At 68.1% G+C, this 20,964-nt stretch carries 19 protein-coding genes; 13 read left to right on the top strand and 6 right to left on the bottom strand.

Annotated elements, in window-relative coordinates:
- Window positions 1-7: 7 nt before the first annotated feature.
- The 3 genes from PSm6_RS03945 to PSm6_RS03935 all read right to left on the bottom strand — a co-directional run bounded on the left by PSm6_RS03945 (window position 8) and on the right by PSm6_RS03935 (window position 1,886).
- Window positions 8-787, bottom strand: a complete 780-nt coding sequence (locus tag PSm6_RS03945; protein WP_021219487.1) for an OmpA family protein — start codon at window positions 785-787, stop codon at window positions 8-10.
- Window positions 788-828: 41 nt separating this feature from the next.
- A complete protein-coding gene (locus PSm6_RS03940) occupies window positions 829-1,239 on the bottom strand; it encodes a DUF4398 domain-containing protein (protein ID WP_265169597.1) in 411 nt (136 codons plus the stop codon).
- Between the two features lie 302 nt (window positions 1,240-1,541).
- Window positions 1,542-1,886: a hypothetical protein gene (locus tag PSm6_RS03935; RefSeq protein WP_021219485.1), complete on the bottom strand. Its 345-nt coding sequence runs from the start codon at window positions 1,884-1,886 to the stop codon at window positions 1,542-1,544.
- 202 nt (window positions 1,887-2,088) lie between these two features.
- On the opposite strand from PSm6_RS03935, the gene ppc reads away from it, so the two are divergent.
- The 9 genes from ppc to PSm6_RS03890 all read left to right on the top strand — a co-directional run bounded on the left by ppc (window position 2,089) and on the right by PSm6_RS03890 (window position 11,350).
- Window positions 2,089-4,725, top strand: a complete 2,637-nt coding sequence (gene ppc / locus PSm6_RS03930; protein ID WP_021219484.1) for a phosphoenolpyruvate carboxylase — start codon at window positions 2,089-2,091, stop codon at window positions 4,723-4,725.
- Between the two features lie 156 nt (window positions 4,726-4,881).
- Entirely contained in the window at window positions 4,882-5,529 is a 648-nt protein-coding gene (adk, locus tag PSm6_RS03925; RefSeq protein ID WP_043244036.1) for an adenylate kinase, read from the top strand.
- Between the two features lie 88 nt (window positions 5,530-5,617).
- The gene (gene tsaB, locus PSm6_RS03920) at window positions 5,618-6,298 is read left to right on the top strand and encodes a tRNA (adenosine(37)-N6)-threonylcarbamoyltransferase complex dimerization subunit type 1 TsaB (RefSeq protein WP_021219482.1); all 681 of its coding nucleotides are present in this window, start codon (window positions 5,618-5,620) and stop codon (window positions 6,296-6,298) included.
- A 110-nt stretch (window positions 6,299-6,408) separates the two neighbouring features.
- Window positions 6,409-6,750 carry a hypothetical protein gene (locus PSm6_RS03915; RefSeq protein WP_021219481.1) on the top strand — a complete coding sequence of 114 codons (342 nt, stop codon included), beginning with the start codon at window positions 6,409-6,411 and terminating at the stop codon, window positions 6,748-6,750.
- On the top strand, window positions 6,750-7,610 hold the full coding sequence (locus tag PSm6_RS03910) for a DUF72 domain-containing protein (RefSeq protein WP_265169593.1): 861 nt from the start codon (window positions 6,750-6,752) through the stop codon (window positions 7,608-7,610). Before PSm6_RS03915 ends, PSm6_RS03910 begins: the two co-directional genes overlap by 1 nt.
- Before the next feature lie 61 nt (window positions 7,611-7,671).
- Window positions 7,672-8,499, top strand: a complete 828-nt coding sequence (locus PSm6_RS03905; RefSeq protein WP_265169591.1) for an isocitrate lyase/PEP mutase family protein — start codon at window positions 7,672-7,674, stop codon at window positions 8,497-8,499.
- A gap of 4 nt (window positions 8,500-8,503) precedes the next feature.
- Window positions 8,504-9,199, top strand: a complete 696-nt coding sequence (locus PSm6_RS03900; protein ID WP_265169589.1) for an extensin-like domain-containing protein — start codon at window positions 8,504-8,506, stop codon at window positions 9,197-9,199.
- 71 nt (window positions 9,200-9,270) lie between these two features.
- Window positions 9,271-10,053 (top strand): class I SAM-dependent methyltransferase, encoded by a 783-nt coding sequence (locus PSm6_RS03895; protein ID WP_043244045.1) that lies wholly within the window; start codon window positions 9,271-9,273, stop codon window positions 10,051-10,053.
- Window positions 10,054-10,072: 19 nt separating this feature from the next.
- Window positions 10,073-11,350 (top strand): cytochrome P450, encoded by a 1,278-nt coding sequence (locus tag PSm6_RS03890; RefSeq protein ID WP_265169588.1) that lies wholly within the window; start codon window positions 10,073-10,075, stop codon window positions 11,348-11,350.
- Here the strand turns inward: PSm6_RS03890 and PSm6_RS03885 are convergent.
- Entirely contained in the window at window positions 11,328-11,990 is a 663-nt protein-coding gene (locus tag PSm6_RS03885) for a TetR/AcrR family transcriptional regulator (RefSeq protein WP_021219475.1), read from the bottom strand. The two genes, PSm6_RS03890 and PSm6_RS03885, sit on opposite strands and share 23 nt — an antisense overlap.
- A gap of 93 nt (window positions 11,991-12,083) precedes the next feature.
- Here PSm6_RS03885 and PSm6_RS03880 point away from each other — a divergent pair, with 93 nt between their 5' ends.
- Both PSm6_RS03880 and PSm6_RS03875 read left to right on the top strand, forming a co-directional pair.
- Window positions 12,084-13,187 carry an efflux RND transporter periplasmic adaptor subunit gene (locus PSm6_RS03880; RefSeq protein WP_031287677.1) on the top strand — a complete coding sequence of 368 codons (1,104 nt, stop codon included), beginning with the start codon at window positions 12,084-12,086 and terminating at the stop codon, window positions 13,185-13,187.
- A 6-nt stretch (window positions 13,188-13,193) separates the two neighbouring features.
- Complete coding sequence (locus PSm6_RS03875; RefSeq protein ID WP_021219473.1) at window positions 13,194-16,268, top strand: efflux RND transporter permease subunit; 3,075 nt, start codon at window positions 13,194-13,196, stop codon at window positions 16,266-16,268.
- 205 nt (window positions 16,269-16,473) lie between these two features.
- Here the strand turns inward: PSm6_RS03875 and PSm6_RS03870 are convergent, their stop codons facing one another.
- Together PSm6_RS03870 and PSm6_RS03865 are read right to left on the bottom strand one after the other, a co-directional pair.
- Window positions 16,474-18,207 (bottom strand): AMP-dependent synthetase/ligase, encoded by a 1,734-nt coding sequence (locus PSm6_RS03870; protein WP_043244049.1) that lies wholly within the window; start codon window positions 18,205-18,207, stop codon window positions 16,474-16,476.
- Window positions 18,208-18,240: 33 nt separating this feature from the next.
- Entirely contained in the window at window positions 18,241-19,074 is an 834-nt protein-coding gene (locus PSm6_RS03865; RefSeq protein ID WP_021219471.1) for a crotonase/enoyl-CoA hydratase family protein, read from the bottom strand.
- Window positions 19,075-19,175: 101 nt separating this feature from the next.
- Here PSm6_RS03865 and PSm6_RS03860 point away from each other — a divergent pair, with 101 nt between their 5' ends.
- Both PSm6_RS03860 and PSm6_RS03855 read left to right on the top strand, forming a co-directional pair.
- The gene (locus PSm6_RS03860) at window positions 19,176-19,778 is read left to right on the top strand and encodes a TetR/AcrR family transcriptional regulator (RefSeq protein ID WP_021219470.1); all 603 of its coding nucleotides are present in this window, start codon (window positions 19,176-19,178) and stop codon (window positions 19,776-19,778) included.
- A 24-nt stretch (window positions 19,779-19,802) separates the two neighbouring features.
- Complete coding sequence (locus PSm6_RS03855; RefSeq protein ID WP_265169585.1) at window positions 19,803-20,963, top strand: aromatic ring-hydroxylating oxygenase subunit alpha; 1,161 nt, start codon at window positions 19,803-19,805, stop codon at window positions 20,961-20,963.
- Window position 20,964 lies beyond the last annotated feature (1 nt).

Genomic DNA, 20,964 nt, shown 5'->3' with positions numbered 1-20,964 from the left:
CGAAGGATCAAAGCGCAGCGCGCGGGGCGACCGGGCCGGGACCGTTGGCGATGGTCACTTCCACACGACGGTTCAGCGTGCGCGAGGAGGCGGAGGCATTGCTGGCCACCGGGTAGTCCTTGCCGAAGCCGTGGGTGGTGATGCGCGTGGGGTTCACACCCATGGCCACCAGGGCGCGGCGCACCGAGTCGGCACGGGCCTGGGACAGGCGCAGGTTGTGGTCGACGGTGCCGGTGTTGTCGGTGAAGCCTTCCACCACCACCTGGCGATCCGGGTTCTGCACCAGGAAGTTGCCCAGTTGCTGGACGTTGCTCATGCCGTTGGGGTTGAGCTCGGCGCGGTCCACTTCGAACAGCACGTCACCCAGGGTCACCACCTGGCCACGGTCGGTCTGCTTGGCCTTGAGCTGGTTGACCAGTACATCCACCTGCTGGTTGCGCGCATCCAGCTGGGCCTGGGTGCGCTGGGCCGGCGCGTTGGCCAGGGCCTCTTCGGCGGCCTTCTGCTTGATGGTCTGGCGGGCCAGCTCGACGCGCTGGTTGGTGATGTAGGCGAGCTGGTCGACCTGCACCTGGTCCTGCTTGTCGGCGTAGGCCTGTTCGGCGCGGCTCAGCATGTCGCCGGCTTCCTTGGTTTCCAGGGCCGCCAGGGTGTTGGCCTGGGGCTCGGCCTGCAGCTCGGAGTAGTTGCTGCGTGCCTGGTCCAGGTTAGGGTTGGGCTTGGAGGCGCAGGCCACCAGCGCCAGGCTGAGTACGGAGAGAGCGGAAACTGTGATCAGCTTATTCATGACGGATCATCCTTATCGAGGCGGAAAGAGGGCGGCGCGGATCACTGCACGATGATCGGCTGGCGCGAGCCTTCCTCGCGAATCTGCTGGACGCCTTTCTGGGCGTCATCCAGGGTTTTCTCGGCCTTGATGGCCAGGGCCTTGCGCTCGGCGACGCGGGCGTCCCATTCGGCCTGCTCGGCGATGCGGCGGGCTTCGTCGTAACGCTCTTCACGCAGCAGGTTCTCGGCCTGGGCCAGCTTGTCCTGGGCGTTCTTCATTTCCACCGGGGCGTACTGTGGGCCGCCGGCGCTGACGGCGCTCTTGACCACGGTATTGGTCACGGCGAACTGTTCGGTGGGCGGATTTCCGGCGCAGCCGACGAGCAGGGCGCTACCGCCGGCGACCAGGGCGGCCAGGACTGTTCTGCGAATCGTTACAGCAGGGCTTGTCTTCATGATGTTCAGCTCCATTGGAATTACCTCGCCATTTCAGATCTCATGGCAACTTGCCTGCCAGATGCATGCTTAGGGCCGCTAGATCGACGATTTTCCGCCAAAAATCACCGACTAATGGTTGATGCGCTGGCGTGCTTTTTGTGACAGGGGCAATTCTGGAAATGTTCAATAAAATTTACGTAAATACCCTGGAAAGCCCGCCGCACAAGGGCTGCGGGCGATGGGCCGAGCCCTTCATGTCATGGCATGCAACGAGGGGGAGGTAGGCAAGATAGGCGGGCAGCGCCGGCCCCAGGGCGGGGCCGGGCAAGGGGCGATCAGTGCTCGGTGCTGTCGTGCTGCTGGTCGAACTGGCGCAGGTGCTTGCGGGAAAGGGCGAGGAAGCGTGGCGTGGGTCCGATGTCCTCGAAGAGCGGGTCACCCTGCTCGTCGGTGGCCACCACCTTGCTGCCCTTGACGTAGGGCAGGCTGGCTTCGAGCTCCTCGAGGGCGGCGCCGAGCAGTTCGCCGAGCAACTCCTCCAGGCTGCGCTTGGGGTACATCTCGTTGAGGGCGGCGAGTCGTGCCGCGGATTCCACATCCAGGTGGATGCTGTACTGGCTGCGGGTCAGGCGACCCTTGGCGTTTTCTTCCCAATGGCGGATCAGTTCGCGGATCTTCATGGTCACCTCGTGCCGGGCCCGCTCGTGGCGGGCATCTGCTGGAGGTCGGCGGCGCGGTGCCGTCGGCCGGCGGGCACTTCTGGGGCCTGCCTGTCTTCAGCCTAGCTCGCCGGGGACGATGCAGCGGCATGGTGTCGCACCCTTGTAAGTCGATGGCGCCCTCGGCACTCTGGGGGCTCGACATCTCTCTGGGGAGCCTGTCATGGCGGAAATCGACGCACGCTTGCGCGAAGACGTTCACCTGCTCGGCGAATTGCTGGGCAATACCATCCGCGCCCATCAGGGCGAGGCCTTCCTGGAAAAGATCGAGCGCATCCGCAAGGGCGCCAAGGCGGCCCGCAAGGGCTCGCGGCAGGGCGAGCAGCAGCTCAACGAGGCCCTCGACGATCTCACTGCCGATGAGTTGCTGCCGGTGGCCCGGGCCTTCAACCAGTTCCTCAATCTGGCCAATATCGCCGAGCAGTACCACCGCATCCGCCGGCGCGGGCCACAGGAGCCGGAGCTCTTCGAGAAGCGCGTGCTGCCGGAGCTGCTGCAGCGCCTGGGCGCCGCCGGGCATTCGCCGGACCAGCTGGCACGCCAGGTGGCGCGGCTGGATATCGAGCTGGTGCTGACCGCCCACCCCACCGAGGTGGCGCGGCGGACGCTGATCCAGAAGTACGACGCCATGGCCGCTCAACTGGCGGCCCAGGACCACAGCGACCTCAGCGCCGACGAGCGCGCCAAGGTGCACACCGCCCTGGAGCGGCTGATCGCCGAGGCCTGGTTCACCGACGAGATCCGCCGCAGCCGGCCGACGCCGGTGGACGAGGCCAAATGGGGTTTCGCGGTGATCGAGCATTCCCTCTGGCACGCGTTGCCGGAATTCATCCGCCAGACCGACCGCACCCTGCATGCCGCCACCGGCCTGCACTTGCCCCTGACCGCCGCGCCGGTGCGCTTCGCCTCGTGGATGGGCGGTGACCGCGACGGCAACCCCAATGTCACTGCCGCCGTGAGCCGCGAAGTGCTGCTGCTGGCGCGCTGGATGGCCGCCGACCTCTACCTGCGTGATGTCGACCACCTGGCCGCCGAGCTGTCCATGCACCAGGCCAGCGATGAATTGCGCGTACGCGTGGGCGTGCACCCCGAGCCCTACCGGGCGCTGCTCAAGCAATTGCGCGAACGCCTGCGCGCCACCCGCGCCTGGGCCCAGGCGGCGCTGGATGGCGAGGTGGCGGCCGGCCCCGAGGTGCTGCAGGACAACCAGCAACTGCTGGAGCCCCTGGAACTCTGCTACCACTCCCTGCACGCCTGCGGCATGGGCGTGATCGCCGATGGCGCGTTGCTCGACTGCCTGCGCCGCGCGGCCTGCTTCGGCCTGTTCCTGGTGCGCCTGGACGTGCGCCAGGACTCTGCCCGTCATCGCGCCGCCCTGGCAGAAATCACCGACTACCTGGGGCTCGGCGACTACGCGGCCTGGGACGAGGACGCGCGCCTGGCCTTCCTCCAGCGCGAACTGGACAACCGCCGCCCGCTGCTGCCGCCCCATCACAAGCCGTCCGCCGAAACCGCCGAGGTGCTCGCCACCTGCCGCGTGGTGGCCTCGGCACCGGTGGCCTCCCTGGGCTCCTATGTCATCTCCATGGCCGGCGCGCCTTCCGATGTGCTGGCCGTGCAACTGCTGCTCAAGGAAGCCGGGTTGCAGCGGCCGATCCGCGTGGTGCCGCTGTTCGAGACCCTCGCCGACCTGGACAACGCCGCCCCGGCCATCGACCGGCTGCTGGGCCTGCCCGGCTACCGCTCGCGCCTGCACGGCCCGCAGGAAGTGATGATCGGCTACTCCGACTCGGCCAAGGACGCCGGCACCACGGCCGCCGCTTGGGCCCAGTACCGCGCCCAGGAAGCGCTGGTGGAAACCTGCCGCCAGCATCAGGTCGAGCTGCTGCTGTTCCATGGCCGCGGCGGCACCGTGGGACGTGGCGGTGGCCCGGCCCACGCGGCGATCCTGTCGCAACCGCCGGGTTCGGTGGCGGGGCGTTTCCGCACCACCGAGCAGGGCGAGATGATCCGCTTCAAGTTCGGCCTGCCGGACGTCGCCGTGCAGAACCTCGACCTTTACCTGGCGGCGGTGCTGGAGGCGACCCTGTTGCCGCCCCCGCAACCCGAGCCCGCCTGGCGCGCTGAAATGGACCGCCTCGCCGCCGAAGGCGTGGCCGGCTACCGCGCCGTGGTGCGCGAGCACGAGCAGTTCGTCGAGTACTTCCGCCAGGCCACGCCGGAGCAGGAGCTGGGCCGCCTGCCCCTGGGCAGCCGCCCGGCCAAGCGCCGCGCCGGTGGCGTGGAAAGCCTGCGGGCGATCCCCTGGATATTCGCCTGGACCCAGACACGCCTGATGCTGCCGGCCTGGCTGGGCTGGGAGCGGGCGCTGCAGAGCGCGGTGGAGCGGGGCGAGCTGGCGCTGCTGCGGGAGATGCGCGAGCGCTGGCCGTTCTTCGCCACCCGCATCGATATGCTGGAAATGGTCCTGGCCAAGGCCGACGGCAACATTGCCGAACTCTATGACTCGCGACTGGTGGAAAAGCAGCTGTTGCCGCTGGGTGCGCATCTACGCGACCTATTGTCGCAGGCCTGTACGACCGTACTAGGGGTGACCGGGCAGTCCGAGCTTCTGGCGTCCAGTCCCGAGACCCGCGAGGCCATCAGTGTGCGCAACACCTACCTCGACCCGCTGCACCTGCTCCAGACGGAGCTTCTGGCCCGTTCCAGGCGCGCCGAGAACAGTGCCGAAGGCCCCCTGGAACAGGCGTTGCTGGTGAGCGTGGCGGGCATTGCGGCAGGCCTGCGGAACACCGGCTGAAGGGGCTTCTTATCCGACTTTCGGTGGCTTGTGCGGCATAGGGGTGCTGTGTATCTTGATCAACCTTTTGGCCGCTCAACGACGCCGAAACCCGATACTGAGATTGGCCCCAAGAGGCGAATCCGAGACTTCAAAACAATCTTGAGGAGCACATCGATGCGCGTGATTCTGCTGGGGGCGCCCGGTGCCGGAAAAGGTACCCAGGCTGGTTTCATCACCAAGAAATTCGCTATTCCGCAAATCTCCACCGGCGACATGCTGCGCGCAGCGGTCAAGGCGGGCACCGAGCTCGGCCTGAAGGCCAAGAGCGTGATGGATGCCGGCGGCCTGGTTTCCGATGACCTGATCATCAACCTGGTCAAGGAGCGCATCGCTCAGCCCGACTGCGCCAACGGCTTCCTCTTCGATGGCTTCCCGCGCACCATTCCCCAGGCCGAAGCCCTGAAGGACGCTGGCGTGACCATCGACCACGTGGTCGAGATCGCCGTGGACGACGAAGAGATCGTCGGCCGCATCGCCGGTCGTCGCGTGCACCCGGCTTCGGGTCGCGTGTACCACACCGAGCACAACCCGCCGAAGGTCGCTGGCAAAGACGACGAAACCGGTGAAGACCTGATCCAGCGCGACGACGACAAGGAAGCCACCGTGCGTCATCGCCTGTCCGTGTATCACTCGCAGACCAAGCCGCTGGTGGACTTCTACCAGAAGCTGTCCGCGGCCGAAGGCACCCCGAAGTACAGCGCCATCGCCGGCGTCGGCTCGGTGGAAGAGATCACCGGCAAGGTGTTCGCAGCGCTTTCCTGATCGATCGCTGATCGATTCGACCAACGGCCCGCTTGCGGGCCGTTGGCGTTTATAATGCGCGCCTTTTTCGACTCACCTGGATGCACCGATGACCACCTTGCTGGCCCTGGATACCGCCACCGAAGCCTGTTCCGTCGCCCTGCTGCATGACGGCCGCGTGCTCAGTCACTACGAGGTGATCCCGCGCCAGCACGCCCAGCGCCTGCTGCCGATGATCCAGGACCTGCTGGCCGAGGCCGGTGTCGGCCTGCCCGCCCTCGATGCCATCGCCTTCGGCCGTGGCCCGGGTGCCTTCACCGGCGTGCGCATCGCCGTGGGTGTGGTCCAGGGCCTGGCCTTCGCCCTCGACCGCCCGGTGCTGCCGGTGTCCAACCTCGCCGTGCTGGCCCAGCGTGCCCACCGCGAGCAGGGCGTGACCCAGGTGGCCGCGGCCATCGATGCACGCATGGACGAGGTCTACTGGGGTTGCTATCGCCTGGAAGCCGGCGAGATGCGCCTGACCGGCAGCGAAGCGGTGCTGCCGCCCGAGCGTGCAGAGCTGCCCCGTGACAGCCAGGGCGAGTGGTTCGGCGCCGGCACCGGCTGGGGCACCTTTGCCTCGCGCATTCCGGTGGCGGTGAGCGGCCAGGCGCCCGACCTGCTGCCCCACGCCCAGGACCTGCTGACCCTGGCCACCTTCGCCTGGGCCCGCGGCGAAGCGGTGGTGGCGGACGAGGCCCAACCGGTTTACCTGCGCGACAACGTCGCCACGCCCAAGGCGCCGCGCTGAGCGGTCTGACGGCCGGCATTGCCGGGCGTCAGCGGCGATTGAAAATCCCTGGCCATCCGGCTAGATTTCCACCACATTCGCCAACCCCTTTTTCAGCCTGACCTCCATTGATGCGCATCGACGGCTTCACCTCATCCATCTCGCTGGATCGCAGCCCCCGCCAGGGCAGCGCGAATACCGCTTTCCGCGAGGTGCAGCGCGAGGTCGAAACCCGTCGTGATGTGCCGGCCACCCCGGCCAGCACCCAGGGCTTCGAACAGACCGCCCAGCCGCGCAAGGTCGAGGCCAGCAACGCCAGCAGCAACAGCCTGCCGGCCCGCCCCCAGGACATCGTGCAGCAGCGCAACCTGAGCAATCGCGCCTACCAGGCCATTGCCAGCTACGCCACCACCGCCAGCTTCGCGTCGGAGACCGACGCGCCGGAAGTCCTCGGGCTCGATCTCTACGCCTGATGCTGCCGTACTTCCTCGGCTGCCCGTCCTGGAACGAGCCCGCCTGGCGCGGCAGCTTCTACCCCGCCGATACCCGCCCCGCTGAAACCCTCGAGCACTACACCCGCGTGTTCAACGCCGTGGAGGGCAACACCACCTTCTACGCCCGCCCCTCCGCCGCCACGCTGCAGCTGTGGGCCGAGCGCATGCCCGCGCATTTCCGCTTCTGCGCCAAGCTGCCCCGGGACATCAGCCACGAGGGCGACCTGCGCGACCGCATCGGCGCCACCCAGGAGTTCCTGCGCCTGCTCGAGCCCCTGGGGGCGCGGGTGGCGCCGCTCTGGCTGCAACTGCCGGCGAGCTTCGGGCCGCAGCGCCTGGGCGAGCTGGCGGACTGGCTGGACACCTTCTCCCACCGCGCCATCGCCGTGGAGGTGCGCAACGCCGCCTTCTTCGCCCGGGGCGAGGAGGAGAAGGCCCTCAACCGCCTGCTCCATGAGCGCGGCGTGGAGCGCATCTGCCTGGATTCGCGAGCCCTGTTCGCCTGCGACTCCGACGACCCGGCGGTGCTCCACGCGCAATCGAAGAAGCCGCGCGTGCCGGTACGCCCGACCGCCTTCAGTGCTGCGCCCCAGGTGCGCTTCATCGGCGGCCCGGACCTGGACGCCAACCAGCGCTACCTCGACCCCTGGCTGGACAAGGTGGCCGACTGGATCGGCGAAGGCCTGGTGCCCCATGTATTCCTGCACACCCCGGACAACCACCTGGCGGCCGCCCAGGCACAGCGCTTCCATGCCGGCTTGATGACCCGCCTGCCGGGCCTGCCGGCGTTGGCCGAAAGCGCCGCGCAGCAGGAATCGACACAACTCGACCTGCTCTGAGGCTGTCGCTTTCCCCAAGGCGCGGGTTAAGGTCGGGCCTTTGCAACCAGGGAGAGATGCCATGCCGAGCCAGGCCCAACGTGCCGAAACCTTCCGCGCCCTGCACCAGGACGCCGGACTTCTCGTACTGCCGAACCCATGGGATGCCGGGTCGGCGAAGATGCTCGCCGCCCTGGGCTGCCGTGCCCTGGCCACCACCAGTGCCGGGTTGGCCTTCTCCCTGGGCCGCCGTGACGCCGAGGGCGCGGTGAACCGTGAAGAGGCATTGGTCAACGCCCGCGCCATAGTCGAGGCCACGCCGCTGCCGGTGGCCGCCGACCTGGAGAACGGCTACGGCGACAGCCCCGAAGCCTGCGCCGAAACCATCCGCCTCGCCGCCGAGGTCGGCCTGGTGGGCGGCTCGATCGAGGACGCCAGCGGCCGTGCCGATGCGCCCATCTACCCCTTCGAGCTGGCCGTCGAGCGTGTCCGTGCTGCGGTGGAAGCCGCGCGCAGTCTGCCGTTCTCCTTCACCTTCGCCGCCCGTGCGGAGAACTTCCTCCATGGCCGCCCTGACCTCGACGACACCATTCGCCGCCTGGTGGCCTATGCCGAGGCCGGCGCCGATGTGCTCTATGCGCCGGGGCTGACCACCCGCGAGCAGATCATCGAAGTGGTACGGGCTGTGTCGCCCAAGTCGGTCAACATTCTGGTGGGCTCGCCGGCGTTGAAGATGGGGCTGGCGGAGCTGGCCGAGCTCGGCGTCAAGCGCGTCAGCCTGGGCTCCAACCTGGCGCGGGTGGCCTACGGCGCCTTCTTCCGCGCGGCGGAAGACCTGCTCTGCGGCGACCTCACGGCCACCCAGCGGGCGATGCCCTTCGACCGTATCAACGACCTGTTCAAGGGCTGAACGGGTGCGCGTGCGCCGGCTGATTCCGCTGCTGGTCCTGCTGCTGGTGCTCGGCGCACCCCTGGCGGTGTACCAGAAGTGGGTGCAGCTGCCGCCGCGCTGGGACCCCTGGGCGCCGCTGGATGTGCGTGACGACCCCAACCTGCTGACCCCCTTCAAGCTGATGCGCCTGCAGGCCGACCCGGTGCTGTGCCGCCTGGCGCTGCAGACCTCCAACCTGAAATACGCGGCGCTGCCGGACAGCGCGCCGGCGGCGGGTTGTCCCATCGAGAACAGCGTGCGCATCAGCGGCTCGGGGCTGGTCTTCAGCAGCAGCTTCATCGCCACCTGCGAGGTGGCCGTGGCCTTCGCCCTGTTCGAGCGCCACGGGCTGCAACCCGTCGCCCGCGAACTCTACGGCCAGCCGGTGGCGCGCATCGACCACCTCGGCAGCTTCGCCTGCCGCAACATCGGCGGCACCCAGCGTCGTAGCCAGCACGCCTCGGCCAACGCGCTGGACATCGCCGGCTTCCGCCTGGCCGATGGCCGGCGCATCAGCGTGGCCCGCGACTGGGCTGGCGATGACACCGAGGCGCGTTTCCTGCGCCGGGTGCGCGATGCCGCCTGCGAGCACTTCAATACCACCCTGGGGCCGGAGTACAACGTCGCCCACCACGACCACTTCCACGTCGACATGGGCCTGTTCCGCATGTGCCGCTGAGTGCCGCGCACGGGCGCCTGGCGCGCGGCTCTGGCAGAATGCCGAGCATCTTGAAGCAGTGGATCCAACCGATGAGTGATGAGCGGGAACAGGCCCGGGTGCGTGTCGACGCACTGGCGCCGCAGTACCAGGCAGGTGCGGCCCAATGGGCGGCCAGGCTTGGGCTGCCCCTGGACGGCGAGGCGGACTTCGCCCTGCAACTGGGTGACGACGGCCTGCAACTGGTGGACCTGTCGCCCCAGGCACCGGGCCCGGTGCGGGTCGACTTCGTCGAGGGCGCGGCCGCCCATCGACGCCAGTTCGGCGGTGGCGCCGGGCAGATGATCGCCAAGGCGGTGGGCGTGCAGCCGGGCATCCGCCCGCAGGTGCTGGACGCCACTGCCGGCCTGGGCCGCGACGCCTTCGTGCTCGCCAGCCTGGGTTGCGAGATGGACCTGATTGAGCGCCAGCCCCTGGTCGCCGCACTGCTGGAAGACGGCCTGGCCCGCGCTGCGGGTGACGGCGAGGTGGCTGCCATCGCCACGCGCATGCGCCTGCACACCGGCAATGCCATCGAGCTGATGCAGGGCTGGCAGGGCGAGGCGCCCCAGGTGATCTACCTCGACCCGATGTTCCCGCACCGCGACAAGAGCGCCCTGGTGAAGAAGGAAATGCGCCTGTTCCGCCCGCTGGTGGGCGATGACCTGGACGCCCCGGCCCTGCTCGCTGCCGCCCTGGCGCTGGCCAGCCACCGCGTGGTGGTGAAGCGCCCGCGCAAGGCGCCGATCATCGAGGGCGCCAAGCCCAGCTACGCGCTGGAGGGCAAGTCCAGCCGTTACGACATTTATCCGAAGAAGGCCCTGAGCAAGGGCTGACCGCGAGGGAAGGGACTCCATGGACGACGCCATCCGCTGCCCCATCCGCCGCACCCTGGCGCACCTGCCCTGGGTCGGCGATGACCGTGCCGGTGCCCGCCATTGGCTGGCCATGCAGCGCGACCCGCTGGCTTGGCTGCAGAAGGTGCACGCCGAGCAGCCGGACATGGCGGTCACGCGCATGGGGCTGAGCCGGCTCTGGTGCCTGTTCCACCCCCGGGCGGTGCAGGAGCTGATGGTCGACCACCGCGAACACCTGAAACGCTGGGAACCCAGCCTGTGCATGATGCGCCAGTGGAACGGGCGCAGTTTCATGATGCGCGAGGGCGAGCCGGCCCGTGAAAAGCGCAAGGAGATGCGACCGCATATCGCCGCGCCTTCGGCCGCCGAGATCCTGCAACTGGCGCAGCGCTGGAGCGCGGGCATCGAGCCCGGTGCCGAGCGCGACCTCGACCTGGAAATGGCCGCCTACAGCGTCACCCTCACCGGGCGCGCGCTCTTCGACATCGACCTGGAAAACGACGCCTTCCGCGTGGCCCGCGCGGTGCGCCTGCTGTCGCGGGTGGCGCTGCTGGAGACCAGCACCGGTATTCCCCTGGGGCACTGGTTCCCCAGCAAGCTCTGCCCGCGCAAGCGCTGGGCCCTGGCGCAACTGCAGGAAGTGGTAGGGCGCTGCGCTGACGAATCACCCCGCCCGCTGGCGGTGCAGCGCGACGAACTGGCCACGCTGCTGATGGCGGGGCACCAGTCCACCGGCGCGACCCTGACCTGGGCGCAACTGCTGCTGGCCCAGCACCCGGAGGTGCGCGAGGCGCTGCGGGACGAACTCAAGGGCGTGGACTGGAGCCGGGTACAGGGCGTGGCCGACCTGCGCCAGTGCCCGCTGCTGCGGGCGGTGATCCAGGAAAGCCTGCGCATCTACCCGCCGGCCTATGGCCTGGTGCCCCGGCAACTGACGGCGGACGTGGAGGTGTTCGGCCAGGGCTTGAAGAAGGGCGACATCGTCATGCTGTCGAGCTGGATCACCCACCGCGACCCGCGCTGGTTCGAGGCGCCGCTGGAATTCCGCCCGCAACGTTTCATCGAGCCTTCGACCTGGCCCAAGGGCGCCTACTTCCCCTTCGGGCTGGGGGACCGCGCCTGCCCGGGCACGGCCATGGCGATGATGGACCTGGCGGTGTCCCTGGCCTGGTGGGTCGAGCACTGGGACGTCGAGCCGCTGGGGCCGATCGAGCCCCAGGGCTGGTTCTCCCTGCGGCCCAAGCGGGCGCGGGTCAGGTTCGTGCGACGGGGGTGATGTCCTCGGCGCGGTAGGCGCGGAGGAACAGCTCCACCACTTCCTGCACATGCTGCTCGGCCTCTTCGCCCTGGAGGGGCGTGGCGCAGCCGATCAGCAGGCGGAAGTTGTGCCCGCCCTTGATCAGGCAGAAGAAGTGCTCGGCGGCGTTGATCGGCTTGTCGATGCGCAGCTTGCCGGCCTTGTCCGCCTGGATCAGCAGGCGCTCCATCTCGTTGAGGATCTGCTGCGGGCCGGCATCGAAGAACAGCTTCGACAGCTTCGGGTCCTGGTTGCCCAGGGTGGCCATCAAACGGTGCAGTTCGATGGACTCGCTGCTGTTGATCAGCGCCTGGAAACCCATGCCGATGTTGCGTAGCACAGTTTCGATGGTCCCACCGAGGGGCAATTCGAACAGCAGCTCCGGCAACTGCTCCATGCACTTGGCCTTCACCGCGGCGGAGAACAGCGTCTCCTTGTCGGTGAAGTGGCTGTACACGGTGAGTTTGGATACCCCGGCCTCGGCGGCGATGGCGTCCATGCTGCTGCCGTCGTAACCCTTGCTGAGGAACAGCGACTTGGCCGCCTCGAGGATCGCCGCACGCTTGGCCGGGTCCTTGGGGCGGCCGGGGCCGCTGGCTTGTAAAGTTTTGTCAGACATTCGCGTTTAAATACTGGACTGGTGAGTTTGCTATTTTTACTATACTCGGCAGTATAAATATTCCAACAGCACTTTTGCGAAAGGTCATACACCATGTTCCGCCATGTCCTGCCCCTCGCTCTGCCTTTGACACTCTCTTTGCTCGTCGGTGCCTGTGGCAACAGCGAGACCGTCCAGCAATCGATACGTCCGGCCATGGTGGTGCAGCCACAGCCCGCCGGCGACGCGATGGTGACCTACCCGGGCGAAGTGCGCGCCAGGCTGGAGCCGGAACTGGCGTTCCGCATCGGCGGCAAGATCACCCGGCGACTGGTGGACGTGGGGGACCGGGTGAAGGCCGAGCAGCCGCTGGCCGAACTCGACCCGCAGGATGTGCGCCTGCAACTGGAAGCCTCCCGCGCCCAGGTGACGGCGGCCGAGGCCAACCTCAAGCTGGTGCGCGCCGAGCGTGACCGCTACAAGACCCTGCTGGACCGCAAGCTCATCAGCCCCTCGCAGTTCGACAACGTCGAAAACCAGTACCGCTCCGGCGAGGCGCGACTGAGACAGATCCAGGCCGAATTCAACGTGGCCAGCAACCAGGCCGGCTATGCCGTGCTGCGCGCCTCGCAGAACGGCGTGATCGCCACCCGCCGCGCGGAAGTGGGTCAGGTGGTTGCCGCCGGGCAGACCGTGTTCACCCTGGCCGCCGACGGCGAGCGCGAAGTGCTGATCAGCCTGCCGGAGCACGCCATCGACCGCTTCAAGATCGGCCAGGAAGTGGCCGTCGAACTCTGGTCGCAGCCCGACAAGCGTTTCCCCGGGCGCATCCGCGAACTTTCGCCGGCTGCCGACCAGCAGTCGCGCACCTTCGCCGCGCGCATCGCCTTCACCGCCGGCGAGGTGCCCGCCGAGCTGGGCCAGAGCGCCCGCGTCTACATCCAGGCCAACGGTGAGGTGCCGCTGTCGGTACCGCTCTCGGCGCTCACCGCCGAAGCCGGTGCGCCTTACGTCTGGGTGGTGAACCCGGACAGCTCGAAGATCGAACGCCGCCCCGTGCGCGTCGGCCCCTACGGTGAAGACCGCGTACCGGTGCTCGAAGGCCTGAAGCCCGAGGACTGGGTGGTCGCCGCCGGTGTCCAGGTGCTGCGTGAAGGCCAGGAAGTCCGCCCCGTGGACCGCGCCAACCGCGCGGTGAAGCTGATCGCCAAGGAGTAGGGCAGAGTGAACTTCAACCTTTCCGCCTGGGCGCTGAAGAACCGTCAGATCGTCCTCTACATCATGCTGCTGCTGGGCATCGTCGGTGCGATCTCCTACACCAAGCTGGGGCAGAGCGAAGACCCGCCCTTCACCTTCAAGGCCATGGTGATCCGCACCAACTGGCCCGGCGCCAGCGCCGAGGAAGTTTCCCGCCAGGTCACCGAGCGCATCGAAAAGAAGCTCATGGAGACAGGCGAGTACGACAAGATCATTTCCTTCTCCCGCCCCGGCGAATCCCAGGTGACCTTCCTCGCGCGGGATTCGATGCATTCCAACGAGATCCCCGAGCTCTGGTACCAGGTGCGCAAGAAGGTCAGCGACATTCGCCACACCTTGCCCCAGGGCATCCAGGGACCGTTCTTCAACGACGAATTCGGCACCACCTTCGGCAATATCTACGCGCTGACCGGCGAGGGCTTCGACTACGCCGTGCTCAAGGACTACGCCGACCGCATCCAGCTGCAACTGCAGCGGGTCAAGGACGTGGGCAAGGTCGAGCTGCTCGGCCTGCAGGACGAGAAGATCTGGATCGAGCTCTCCAATACCAAGGCCGCCACCCTGGGCCTGCCGCTGGCCGCCGTGCAGCAGGCGCTGGAAGAGCAGAACGCCGTGGCCGCCGCCGGCTTCTTCGAGACGGCCAGCGACCGCGTGCAGTTGCGCGTCAGCGGGCGCTTCGACTCGGTGAAGGAGATTCGCGACTTCCCCATCCGCGTGGGTGACCGCACCTTCCGCATCGGCGACGTCGCCGACGTGCACCGTGGCTTCAACGACCCACCCGCGCCGCGCATGCGCTTCATGGGCGAGAACGCCATCGGCCTCGCGGTCTCGATGAAGGCGGGCGGTGACATCCTCATCCTCGGCCAGGCCCTGGAAGGCGAGTTTGCCCGCCTGCAGGAAACCCTCCCGGCCGGCATGCAGCTGCGCAAGGTCTCCGACCAGCCGGCAGCGGTGAAGACCGGCGTGGGCGAGTTCGTCCGCGTGCTCACCGAGGCGCTGATCATCGTGCTGCTGGTGAGCTTCTTCTCCCTGGGCCTGCGCACCGGCCTGGTGGTGGCGCTGTCGATCCCCCTGGTACTGGCGATGACCTTCGCCGCCATGTACTACCTGGGTATCGGCCTGCACAAGATTTCCCTCGGCGCGCTGGTGCTGGCGCTGGGCTTGCTGGTGGACGACGCGATCATCGCGGTGGAGATGATGGCCATCAAGATGGAGCAGGGCTACGACCGGCTCAAGGCGGCCAGCTATGCCTGGACCAGTACGGCCTTCCCCATGCTCACCGGCACCCTGATCACCGCCGCCGGCTTCCTGCCCATCGCCACCGCGCAATCGGGCACCGGCGAATACACCCGTTCGATCTTCCAGGTGGTGACCATCGCCCTGCTGGTGTCCTGGATCGCCGCCGTGGTCTTCGTGCCCTACCTGGGTGACCGCCTGCTGCCGGACCTGGCCAAGCGCCACGCCGAGAAGCATGGCGGCAGCGGCGCCCACGACCCCTACGCGACGCCCTTCTACCAGCGCGTGCGGCGCGTGGTGGAGTGGTGCGTGCGTCGGCGCAAGACGGTGATCGTCCTGACCCTGGTGGCCTTCGTCGCCGCCATCGCGATGTTCCGCTTCGTGCCCCAGCAGTTCTTCCCGGCCTCCGGGCGCCTGGAGCTGATGGTCGACCTGAAGCTGGGCGAGGGCTCCTCGCTGAGCAACACCGAAGCCGAAGTGACGCGCCTGGAGAAGATGATCAAGGAGCACTCGGGTGTGGATAACTACGTGGCCTACGTGGGCACCGGTTCGCCGCGCTTCTACCTGCCGCTGGACCAGCAACTGCCGGCGGCGAGCTTCGCCCAGTTCGTGGTGCTGGCCAAGACCATCGAGGACCGCGAGGCCCTGCGCAGCTGGCTGATCCAGACGCTCAACGACGAGTTCCCCAGCCTGCGCACCCGCGTCTCGCGCCTGGAGAACGGCCCGCCCGTGGGTTACCCGGTGCAGTTCCGCGTCTCCGGCGAGCACATCGACGAAGTCCGCGCCTACGCCCGCAAGGTGGCCGACAAGGTGCGCGAGAACCCCCACGTGGTGAACGTGCACCTGGATTGGGAAGAGCCGAGCAAGGTGGTGCGCCTGAACATCGACCAGGACCGCGCCCGCGCCCTGGGCGTGAGCACCGCCGACCTGTCGCGCTTCCTGCAGAGCTCGCTCACCGGTTCCACGGTCAGCCAGTTCCGCGAGGACAACGAGTTGATCGACATCCTCCTGCGCGGCACCCCGCGTGAGCGCCAGGAGCTGGCCCTGCTGCCGAGCCTGGCGGTGCCCACCGACAGTGGCAAGAGTGTGCCCCTGTCGCAGATCGCCACCCTGGAATACGGTTTCGAGGAAGGCATCATCTGGCACCGCAACCGCCTGCCTACCGTGACCGTGCGCGCCGACATCTACGACAAGTCGCTGCCGGCCAGCCTGGTGGCGCAGATTCTGCCGACCCTGGAGCCGATTCGCGCCGAACTGCCCAGCGGCTACCTGCTGGATGTAGGCGGCACCGTGGAAGACTCGACCCGTGGGCAGAAGTCGGTGAACGCCGGCGTGCCGCTGTTCATCGTCGTGGTGCTGACGTTGCTGATGCTGCAGCTGAAGAGCTTCTCGCGTACGGCGATGGTGTTCCTCACCGCGCCCCTGGGGCTGATCGGGGTGACTCTGTTCCTCCTGGTGTTCCGCCAGCCCTTCGGCTTCGTGGCCATGCTCGGCACCATCGCCCTGTCGGGGATGATCATGCGCAACTCGGTGATCCTGGTGGACCAGATCGAGCAGGACATCGCCGCCGGCCTGGACAAGTGGCACGCCATCATCGAAGCCACGGTGCGCCGCTTCCGGCCCATCGTGCTCACCGCCCTGGCGGCGGTGCTGGCGATGATCCCGCTGTCGCGCAGTGTGTTCTTCGGCCCCATGGCCGTCGCCATCATGGGCGGCCTGATCGTCGCCACGGCGTTGACCCTGCTGTTCCTGCCGGCGCTCTACGCGGCCTGGTTCCGGGTCAAGGAAATGCCCCGCGCCGTGTAGGCCGGGCTGAGGTACTAGGCCCAACGTTGCGATGCCACCTCAGGCACCGCGCGTTGGGCCTCGCTGCGCTCGGCGCCAACCTACCGCCTGGGTTCCTTCTGTAGGGCGGGTGAAACCCGCGATGCTCCGGGCAACGGGCCGTCGGGTTGCACCCGACCTACGGACTGTCCGTAGGATGGCGTAGAGCGCAGCGAAACCCATCGACTCATTCGTACATCCCATCCAGCAGCAACGCGAAGTTGCGCTCCACCACCAGGCGCTTGAGCTTCTGCGTTGGCGTCAGTTCGTCCTGCTCCTGGCTGAGCAGGCGCGGCAGCAGGGCCCAGGCCTTGATCCGCTCCACCTGGGACAGCTCTGCGTTGATGCTGTCGATGTGCCCCTGCAGCTCCGCCAGCAGCGCCGGTGCCTGCAGCCAGGCGTCGGCATCGCCCGCCAGGCCCTGGCGTTTCGCCCAGATGGCCAGGCTTTGCGGCTCCAGGGCGAGCAGGGCGCTGAGGTGCTTGCGCCTGTCCCCGTGCACCAGCGCCTGTTCCACCAGCGGGTGTTGCTTGAGGCGCGTCTCGATGGGCGTCGGGGCGATGTTCTTGCCGCCTGCAGTGATGATCAGTTCCTTCTTGCGACCGGTCAGCCAGAGGTAGCCGGTGGCGTCGATCCGCCCCAGGTCGCCGCTGCGCAGCCAGCCATCGAGGGTGAAGGTTTCGGCGGTCTTCTCCGGTTGCTGGAAGTAGCCCTGGAACACATGGGGGCCGCGCACCAGCACCTCGCCGTCGTCGGCGATGCGCACTTCCACGCCGGGCAAGGGCCGGCCCACCGAGCCGGCCTTGCTCGGGCCGCCTTCGTTGCTGGTGAGAAAGGCGGTGGACTCGGACATGCCCCAGCCTTCGTACAGGGGCAGGCCGAGGGCGGCGAAGAAGTTCACCAGCTCGGCGTCCAGCGGCGCGCCACCGCTGACCAGGGCGCGGATGCGCGAGCCGAACAGGCGCTGGCGCAGGCCGTTGAGCACCAGGCGCCGGGCCAGTTGCAGGCGCAGCCCGCCGCGCTGGCGAATACCGGTGCGCAGGGCCCAGTCGAGGACGCGGCGCTTGCCGGGCGCCAGGGTCTGACGCTGGGCCATGACGGCGGCGTGGAGCTTTTCGAAGAGCCTGGGCACGCTGCCGAAGAAGTCCGGCTGCACCTCGGCGATGGTCCGGGGCACATCATTGATATCCGGCACGTAGGCGGCCTGGGCGCCACACCAGAGGCGCTGGTAGTGGCCGATCACCCGTTCGCCGACATGGGCCATGGGCAGGAAGGCGAGCCCGGTGTAGCGCGGGGGCGGCAGTTGGTAGGCACTGATGGCAGCCAGCAGGTTGCCGTGGCTGAGCATGGCGGCCTTGGGCTCGCCGGTGGTGCCGGAGGTGAACACCAGGTTGGCCAGGGCCTGGCGGTCGAGGGCTTGCCAGCGTTGGCGGACCTGCTCGGCGCTCACCCCGTCGCCCTCGGCGATGAAGGCGTCCAGGCCCGTCGCGGCGCCGTCCTCCCCGCTGTCGATGGCCACCACGCGCAAGCCCGGCAGCGAGACGCCGCGGGCCTGTTCCAGGCGCTCGACGAACAGCAGGCGGCAATCCGCACGCTGCAGTTGCTGGGCCGCCTGCGCCAGGGTGAGGCTCGGGTAGAGGCCAACGCTGACGGCGCCGGCCATGAGCACGGCGAAGTCCAGCAGGCTCCATTCGAGGCGGGTGCGGCACCAGATCGCCACGCGGTCACCGGGCTCGACGCCGGCGGCGACCAGGGCCCTGGCCAGGGCCTCGCTGCGGCGTGCCACTTCGCCCCAGTCGAGGCTGCGCCAGGCGTCGTTTGCCCGCACCTGGGCGGCGGGCCAGTCGGGCGTCTGCCGGGCGCGCCAGGCGAGCAGGGCGGGGATGCTGGGAAGCTCGGCCGGCGGTTGTTGCGTCGTCATCGAACACCTCCTGTACTCGTGGGACGGCGGGGCTCAGGGAATGGGCTGGCCCGAATCGCGCTCCTTCACCGCCTGGGCGAACCCGACTTCCTCGCAACGTGCCTTGAAGCGCACGCCTTCCGGGCTATGGCGGGTGATGCCGTCGAACAGTGTGGCGAACATTTGCGTGGTTTCCAGGCCCATGTTGTGGAAGGCCTGGTTGATCATCAGCTTCTGCATCATCAGCTGGTTCCTGGGGATGCCCTGCATGCGCGCGGTGAGCGCTTCCACCGCTGCGTCCAGCTCGGCCAGGGGCACGCTCTGGTAGACCAGGCCCAGGCGCTGGGCCTCGCGGCCGTCGATGAGGTCGCCGGTGAGGAGCATGCGCTTGGCCTTCTCCGGGCCTAGGCGGTAGACCCACATGGCGGTGGTCGGGCAGCCCCAGACCCGCGCCGGCGGATAGCCGATCACCGCTTCGTCGGCCATCAGGATCAGGTCGCAGCACAGGGCGATGTCGCTGCCGCCGGCCACCGCCGGGCCGTGCACCTTGGCGATCACCGGCTTGTAGCTGCGGAACAGGCTCATGAAGTGCTCGGTGTTCTTCTTCATCAGCGCGTAGTCGACCATCGGGTCCCAGGGCATTTCCTGGCTGCCGTAGATGCCGCGCGGGTTCTCGGCGAAGAACTTGAGGTCGTAGCCGCTGCAGAAACCACGGCCGGCACCGGTGAGGACGATGACGTGCACCGCGTCGTCGGCATTGGCGCGCAGCACGGCGGCTTCGAGGTCGGCGGGGAGACGGTCGTCGATGGCGTTGAGCCGCTCGGGGCGGTTGAGGGTGAGGGTGGCGATGCGGCCGTCGACCGCGTAGTGGACGGTGGAATCGGTCATGGAAGCGCTCCGTGGTTTTTTATTGGATCGGGGCTTGGCGTGTGGGGAGAAATAAGTAAACTGAATTCACTTTTCCTGTCCAGCGCTTTATCGAGAGCCCCATGACCGATCTTTCCCCCAAGGCCCAGAGAACCCGTGCCAGCCTGCTGGATGCCGCCCGCGACGAATTGCTGGAGCTCGGCGGCGGCCTGGAAGTGGGGCGGGTGGCGGAGCGGGCCGGCGTCTCGGTGGGGCTGATCTACCGCTACTTCGCCTCCCGCGCCGGGCTGCTGGCCGCGGTGGCCGAGGACTTCCACGACCGCTACCAGGCCGAGGTGATGGTCGCCGACCCGCTGCCCGGTGCCGAGGACTGGTGCAGCCGCGAGGAGCAGCGGGTGCGCCGCGCGGTGCAGTTCGTCTATGCCGAGCCCCTGGCACCGCTGCTGTTGGTGAGCCTGGCGCGGGAGCCGGAGGTGGCGGCGCTGGAAGCCCGGCGCATCACCGAGAACGTACGCCAGGGTGCTGACAACATCCGCCGGGGCCAGGTTGCCGGGCAGTTGAACGCCAGCCTCGACCCGGAGCTGGTCTCGGCGATGATCCTCGGTGGCATGCACCAGGCCCTGCTCGAAGCCCTCGGCCGTTCGCCGCGCCCGCCGGCCGATCAGCTGTCGCGGCAGCTCTGGCATTTCATCCGGGGTGCCCTGGCGCCACTCCAGCCGACATGACCCCAACAACAAGAAGAGGCAGGCATGCAGCACGCGACACAGGTGGAACTGCTGAAGAAGACGCTGGCGCTGGCCGAGCGAGGACAATCCGACTGTCTGGAGGCGCCTTCATCGCTGGCGGTGGACAGCTACCTCGACGAGGCGCGTTACCGGCGTGAGCGGGACGAGGTATTGCGCCGCGAGCCGCTGCTGGTGGCGCGCTCCAGCGAGGTGACGGCGGGGCGCTTCATCACCCGGGACCTGCTGGCGCCATTGCTGCTGGTGCGTGACGAGGCGGGGCGGTTGCGCGGCTTCCTCAACGTCTGCAAGCACCGTGGCACCCAGTTGGTGGCGGAGGCGGAAGGTGCCAACCGGGTGTTCGTCTGCCCCTACCACGCCTGGGCCTACAACCCCGATGGGCAGCTGCGCGGCATTCCCCACGGCTACGGTTTCGAGGGCGTCGACCGCGGTTGCCTGAACCTCACCGAGGTGCCGGTGGCCGAGTGTTTCGGCGCAATCTGGGCGCGCCACTCGCCCGGCCCCGCACTGGACATGCCGGCGTTCTTCGGCCCCGAGCTGATGGCTGATTTCAACAGCTTCGCCCTGGAGGGGCAGGTGCTTTTCGACCCGCGCGACATCCTCCGGCCGGTGAACTGGAAGCTGACCATCGACACCTTCCTGGAGAACTACCACGTGGCCAAGGCGCACCAGGCCACCATCGACCCCCTGTTCTGGCCCAACCTGGGGCTGTTCGAGCGCTTCGGCCGGCACATCCGCAACTACTACGTGAAGCGCAACCTGCGCGAGGTGCTGGCGCAGCCGGAATCCGAGTGGGACCTGCGGCGCCACGGCAACCTGCTGTACTTCATCTGGCCCAACACCCTGGTGCTGGTGGAGCCGGACCACATCGACTTCTCCAGCGTCTTCCCCGACGGCCCGCTGGCCACCCGCGTGCTGGGCTACAACCTGCTGCTGGAGGAACCGGCGACGGACAAGGCCCGGCGCTACTTCGAGAAGAACAACGAGATCCTTTATTCCGCCCTGGAGGAGGACTTCGCCATGGCCGCACGGGTGCAGGACGGCATCCGCGCCGGCGCCAGCGACCGCCTCTGGCACGGGCGCTACGAGCAGGCGTTGCGCTGGTTCCACCAGGGGCTGGACGAGGCGCTGGGGGATTCTCGCGTCGAGGTGGTGGGGCGGGGTTGAT

The organism is Pseudomonas solani, assembly GCF_026072635.1.
In the GTDB taxonomy this organism is placed as follows: Bacteria; Pseudomonadota; Gammaproteobacteria; order Pseudomonadales; family Pseudomonadaceae; genus Metapseudomonas; species Metapseudomonas solani.
Note: the sequence above shows the minus strand (reverse complement) of the source record. Positions and strands in the feature narration are given on the sequence as shown.

Excerpts from the sequence above, each read along its gene's own strand:
- PSm6_RS03945 (WP_021219487.1), bottom strand. The coding sequence starts at position 787 with ATGAATAAGCTGATCACAGTTTCCGCTCTCTCCGTACTCAGCCTGGCG.
- PSm6_RS03910 (WP_265169593.1), top strand. The coding sequence starts at position 6,750 with ATGCTGCCGTACTTCCTCGGCTGCCCGTCCTGGAACGAGCCCGCCTGG.
- PSm6_RS03885 (WP_021219475.1), bottom strand. The coding sequence starts at position 11,990 with ATGTCTGACAAAACTTTACAAGCCAGCGGCCCCGGCCGCCCCAAGGAC.
- PSm6_RS03935 (WP_021219485.1), bottom strand. The coding sequence starts at position 1,886 with ATGAAGATCCGCGAACTGATCCGCCATTGGGAAGAAAACGCCAAGGGT.
- adk (WP_043244036.1), top strand. The coding sequence starts at position 4,882 with ATGCGCGTGATTCTGCTGGGGGCGCCCGGTGCCGGAAAAGGTACCCAG.
- PSm6_RS03895 (WP_043244045.1), top strand. The coding sequence starts at position 9,271 with ATGAGTGATGAGCGGGAACAGGCCCGGGTGCGTGTCGACGCACTGGCG.
- PSm6_RS03905 (WP_265169591.1), top strand. The coding sequence starts at position 7,672 with ATGCCGAGCCAGGCCCAACGTGCCGAAACCTTCCGCGCCCTGCACCAG.
- PSm6_RS03940 (WP_265169597.1), bottom strand. The coding sequence starts at position 1,239 with ATGGAGCTGAACATCATGAAGACAAGCCCTGCTGTAACGATTCGCAGA.
- PSm6_RS03865 (WP_021219471.1), bottom strand. The coding sequence starts at position 19,074 with ATGACCGATTCCACCGTCCACTACGCGGTCGACGGCCGCATCGCCACC.
- PSm6_RS03855 (WP_265169585.1), top strand. The coding sequence starts at position 19,803 with ATGCAGCACGCGACACAGGTGGAACTGCTGAAGAAGACGCTGGCGCTG.
- PSm6_RS03915 (WP_021219481.1), top strand. The coding sequence starts at position 6,409 with ATGCGCATCGACGGCTTCACCTCATCCATCTCGCTGGATCGCAGCCCC.
- ppc (WP_021219484.1), top strand. The coding sequence starts at position 2,089 with ATGGCGGAAATCGACGCACGCTTGCGCGAAGACGTTCACCTGCTCGGC.
- PSm6_RS03870 (WP_043244049.1), bottom strand. The coding sequence starts at position 18,207 with ATGACGACGCAACAACCGCCGGCCGAGCTTCCCAGCATCCCCGCCCTG.
- PSm6_RS03860 (WP_021219470.1), top strand. The coding sequence starts at position 19,176 with ATGACCGATCTTTCCCCCAAGGCCCAGAGAACCCGTGCCAGCCTGCTG.
- PSm6_RS03890 (WP_265169588.1), top strand. The coding sequence starts at position 10,073 with ATGGACGACGCCATCCGCTGCCCCATCCGCCGCACCCTGGCGCACCTG.
- PSm6_RS03880 (WP_031287677.1), top strand. The coding sequence starts at position 12,084 with ATGTTCCGCCATGTCCTGCCCCTCGCTCTGCCTTTGACACTCTCTTTG.
- tsaB (WP_021219482.1), top strand. The coding sequence starts at position 5,618 with ATGACCACCTTGCTGGCCCTGGATACCGCCACCGAAGCCTGTTCCGTC.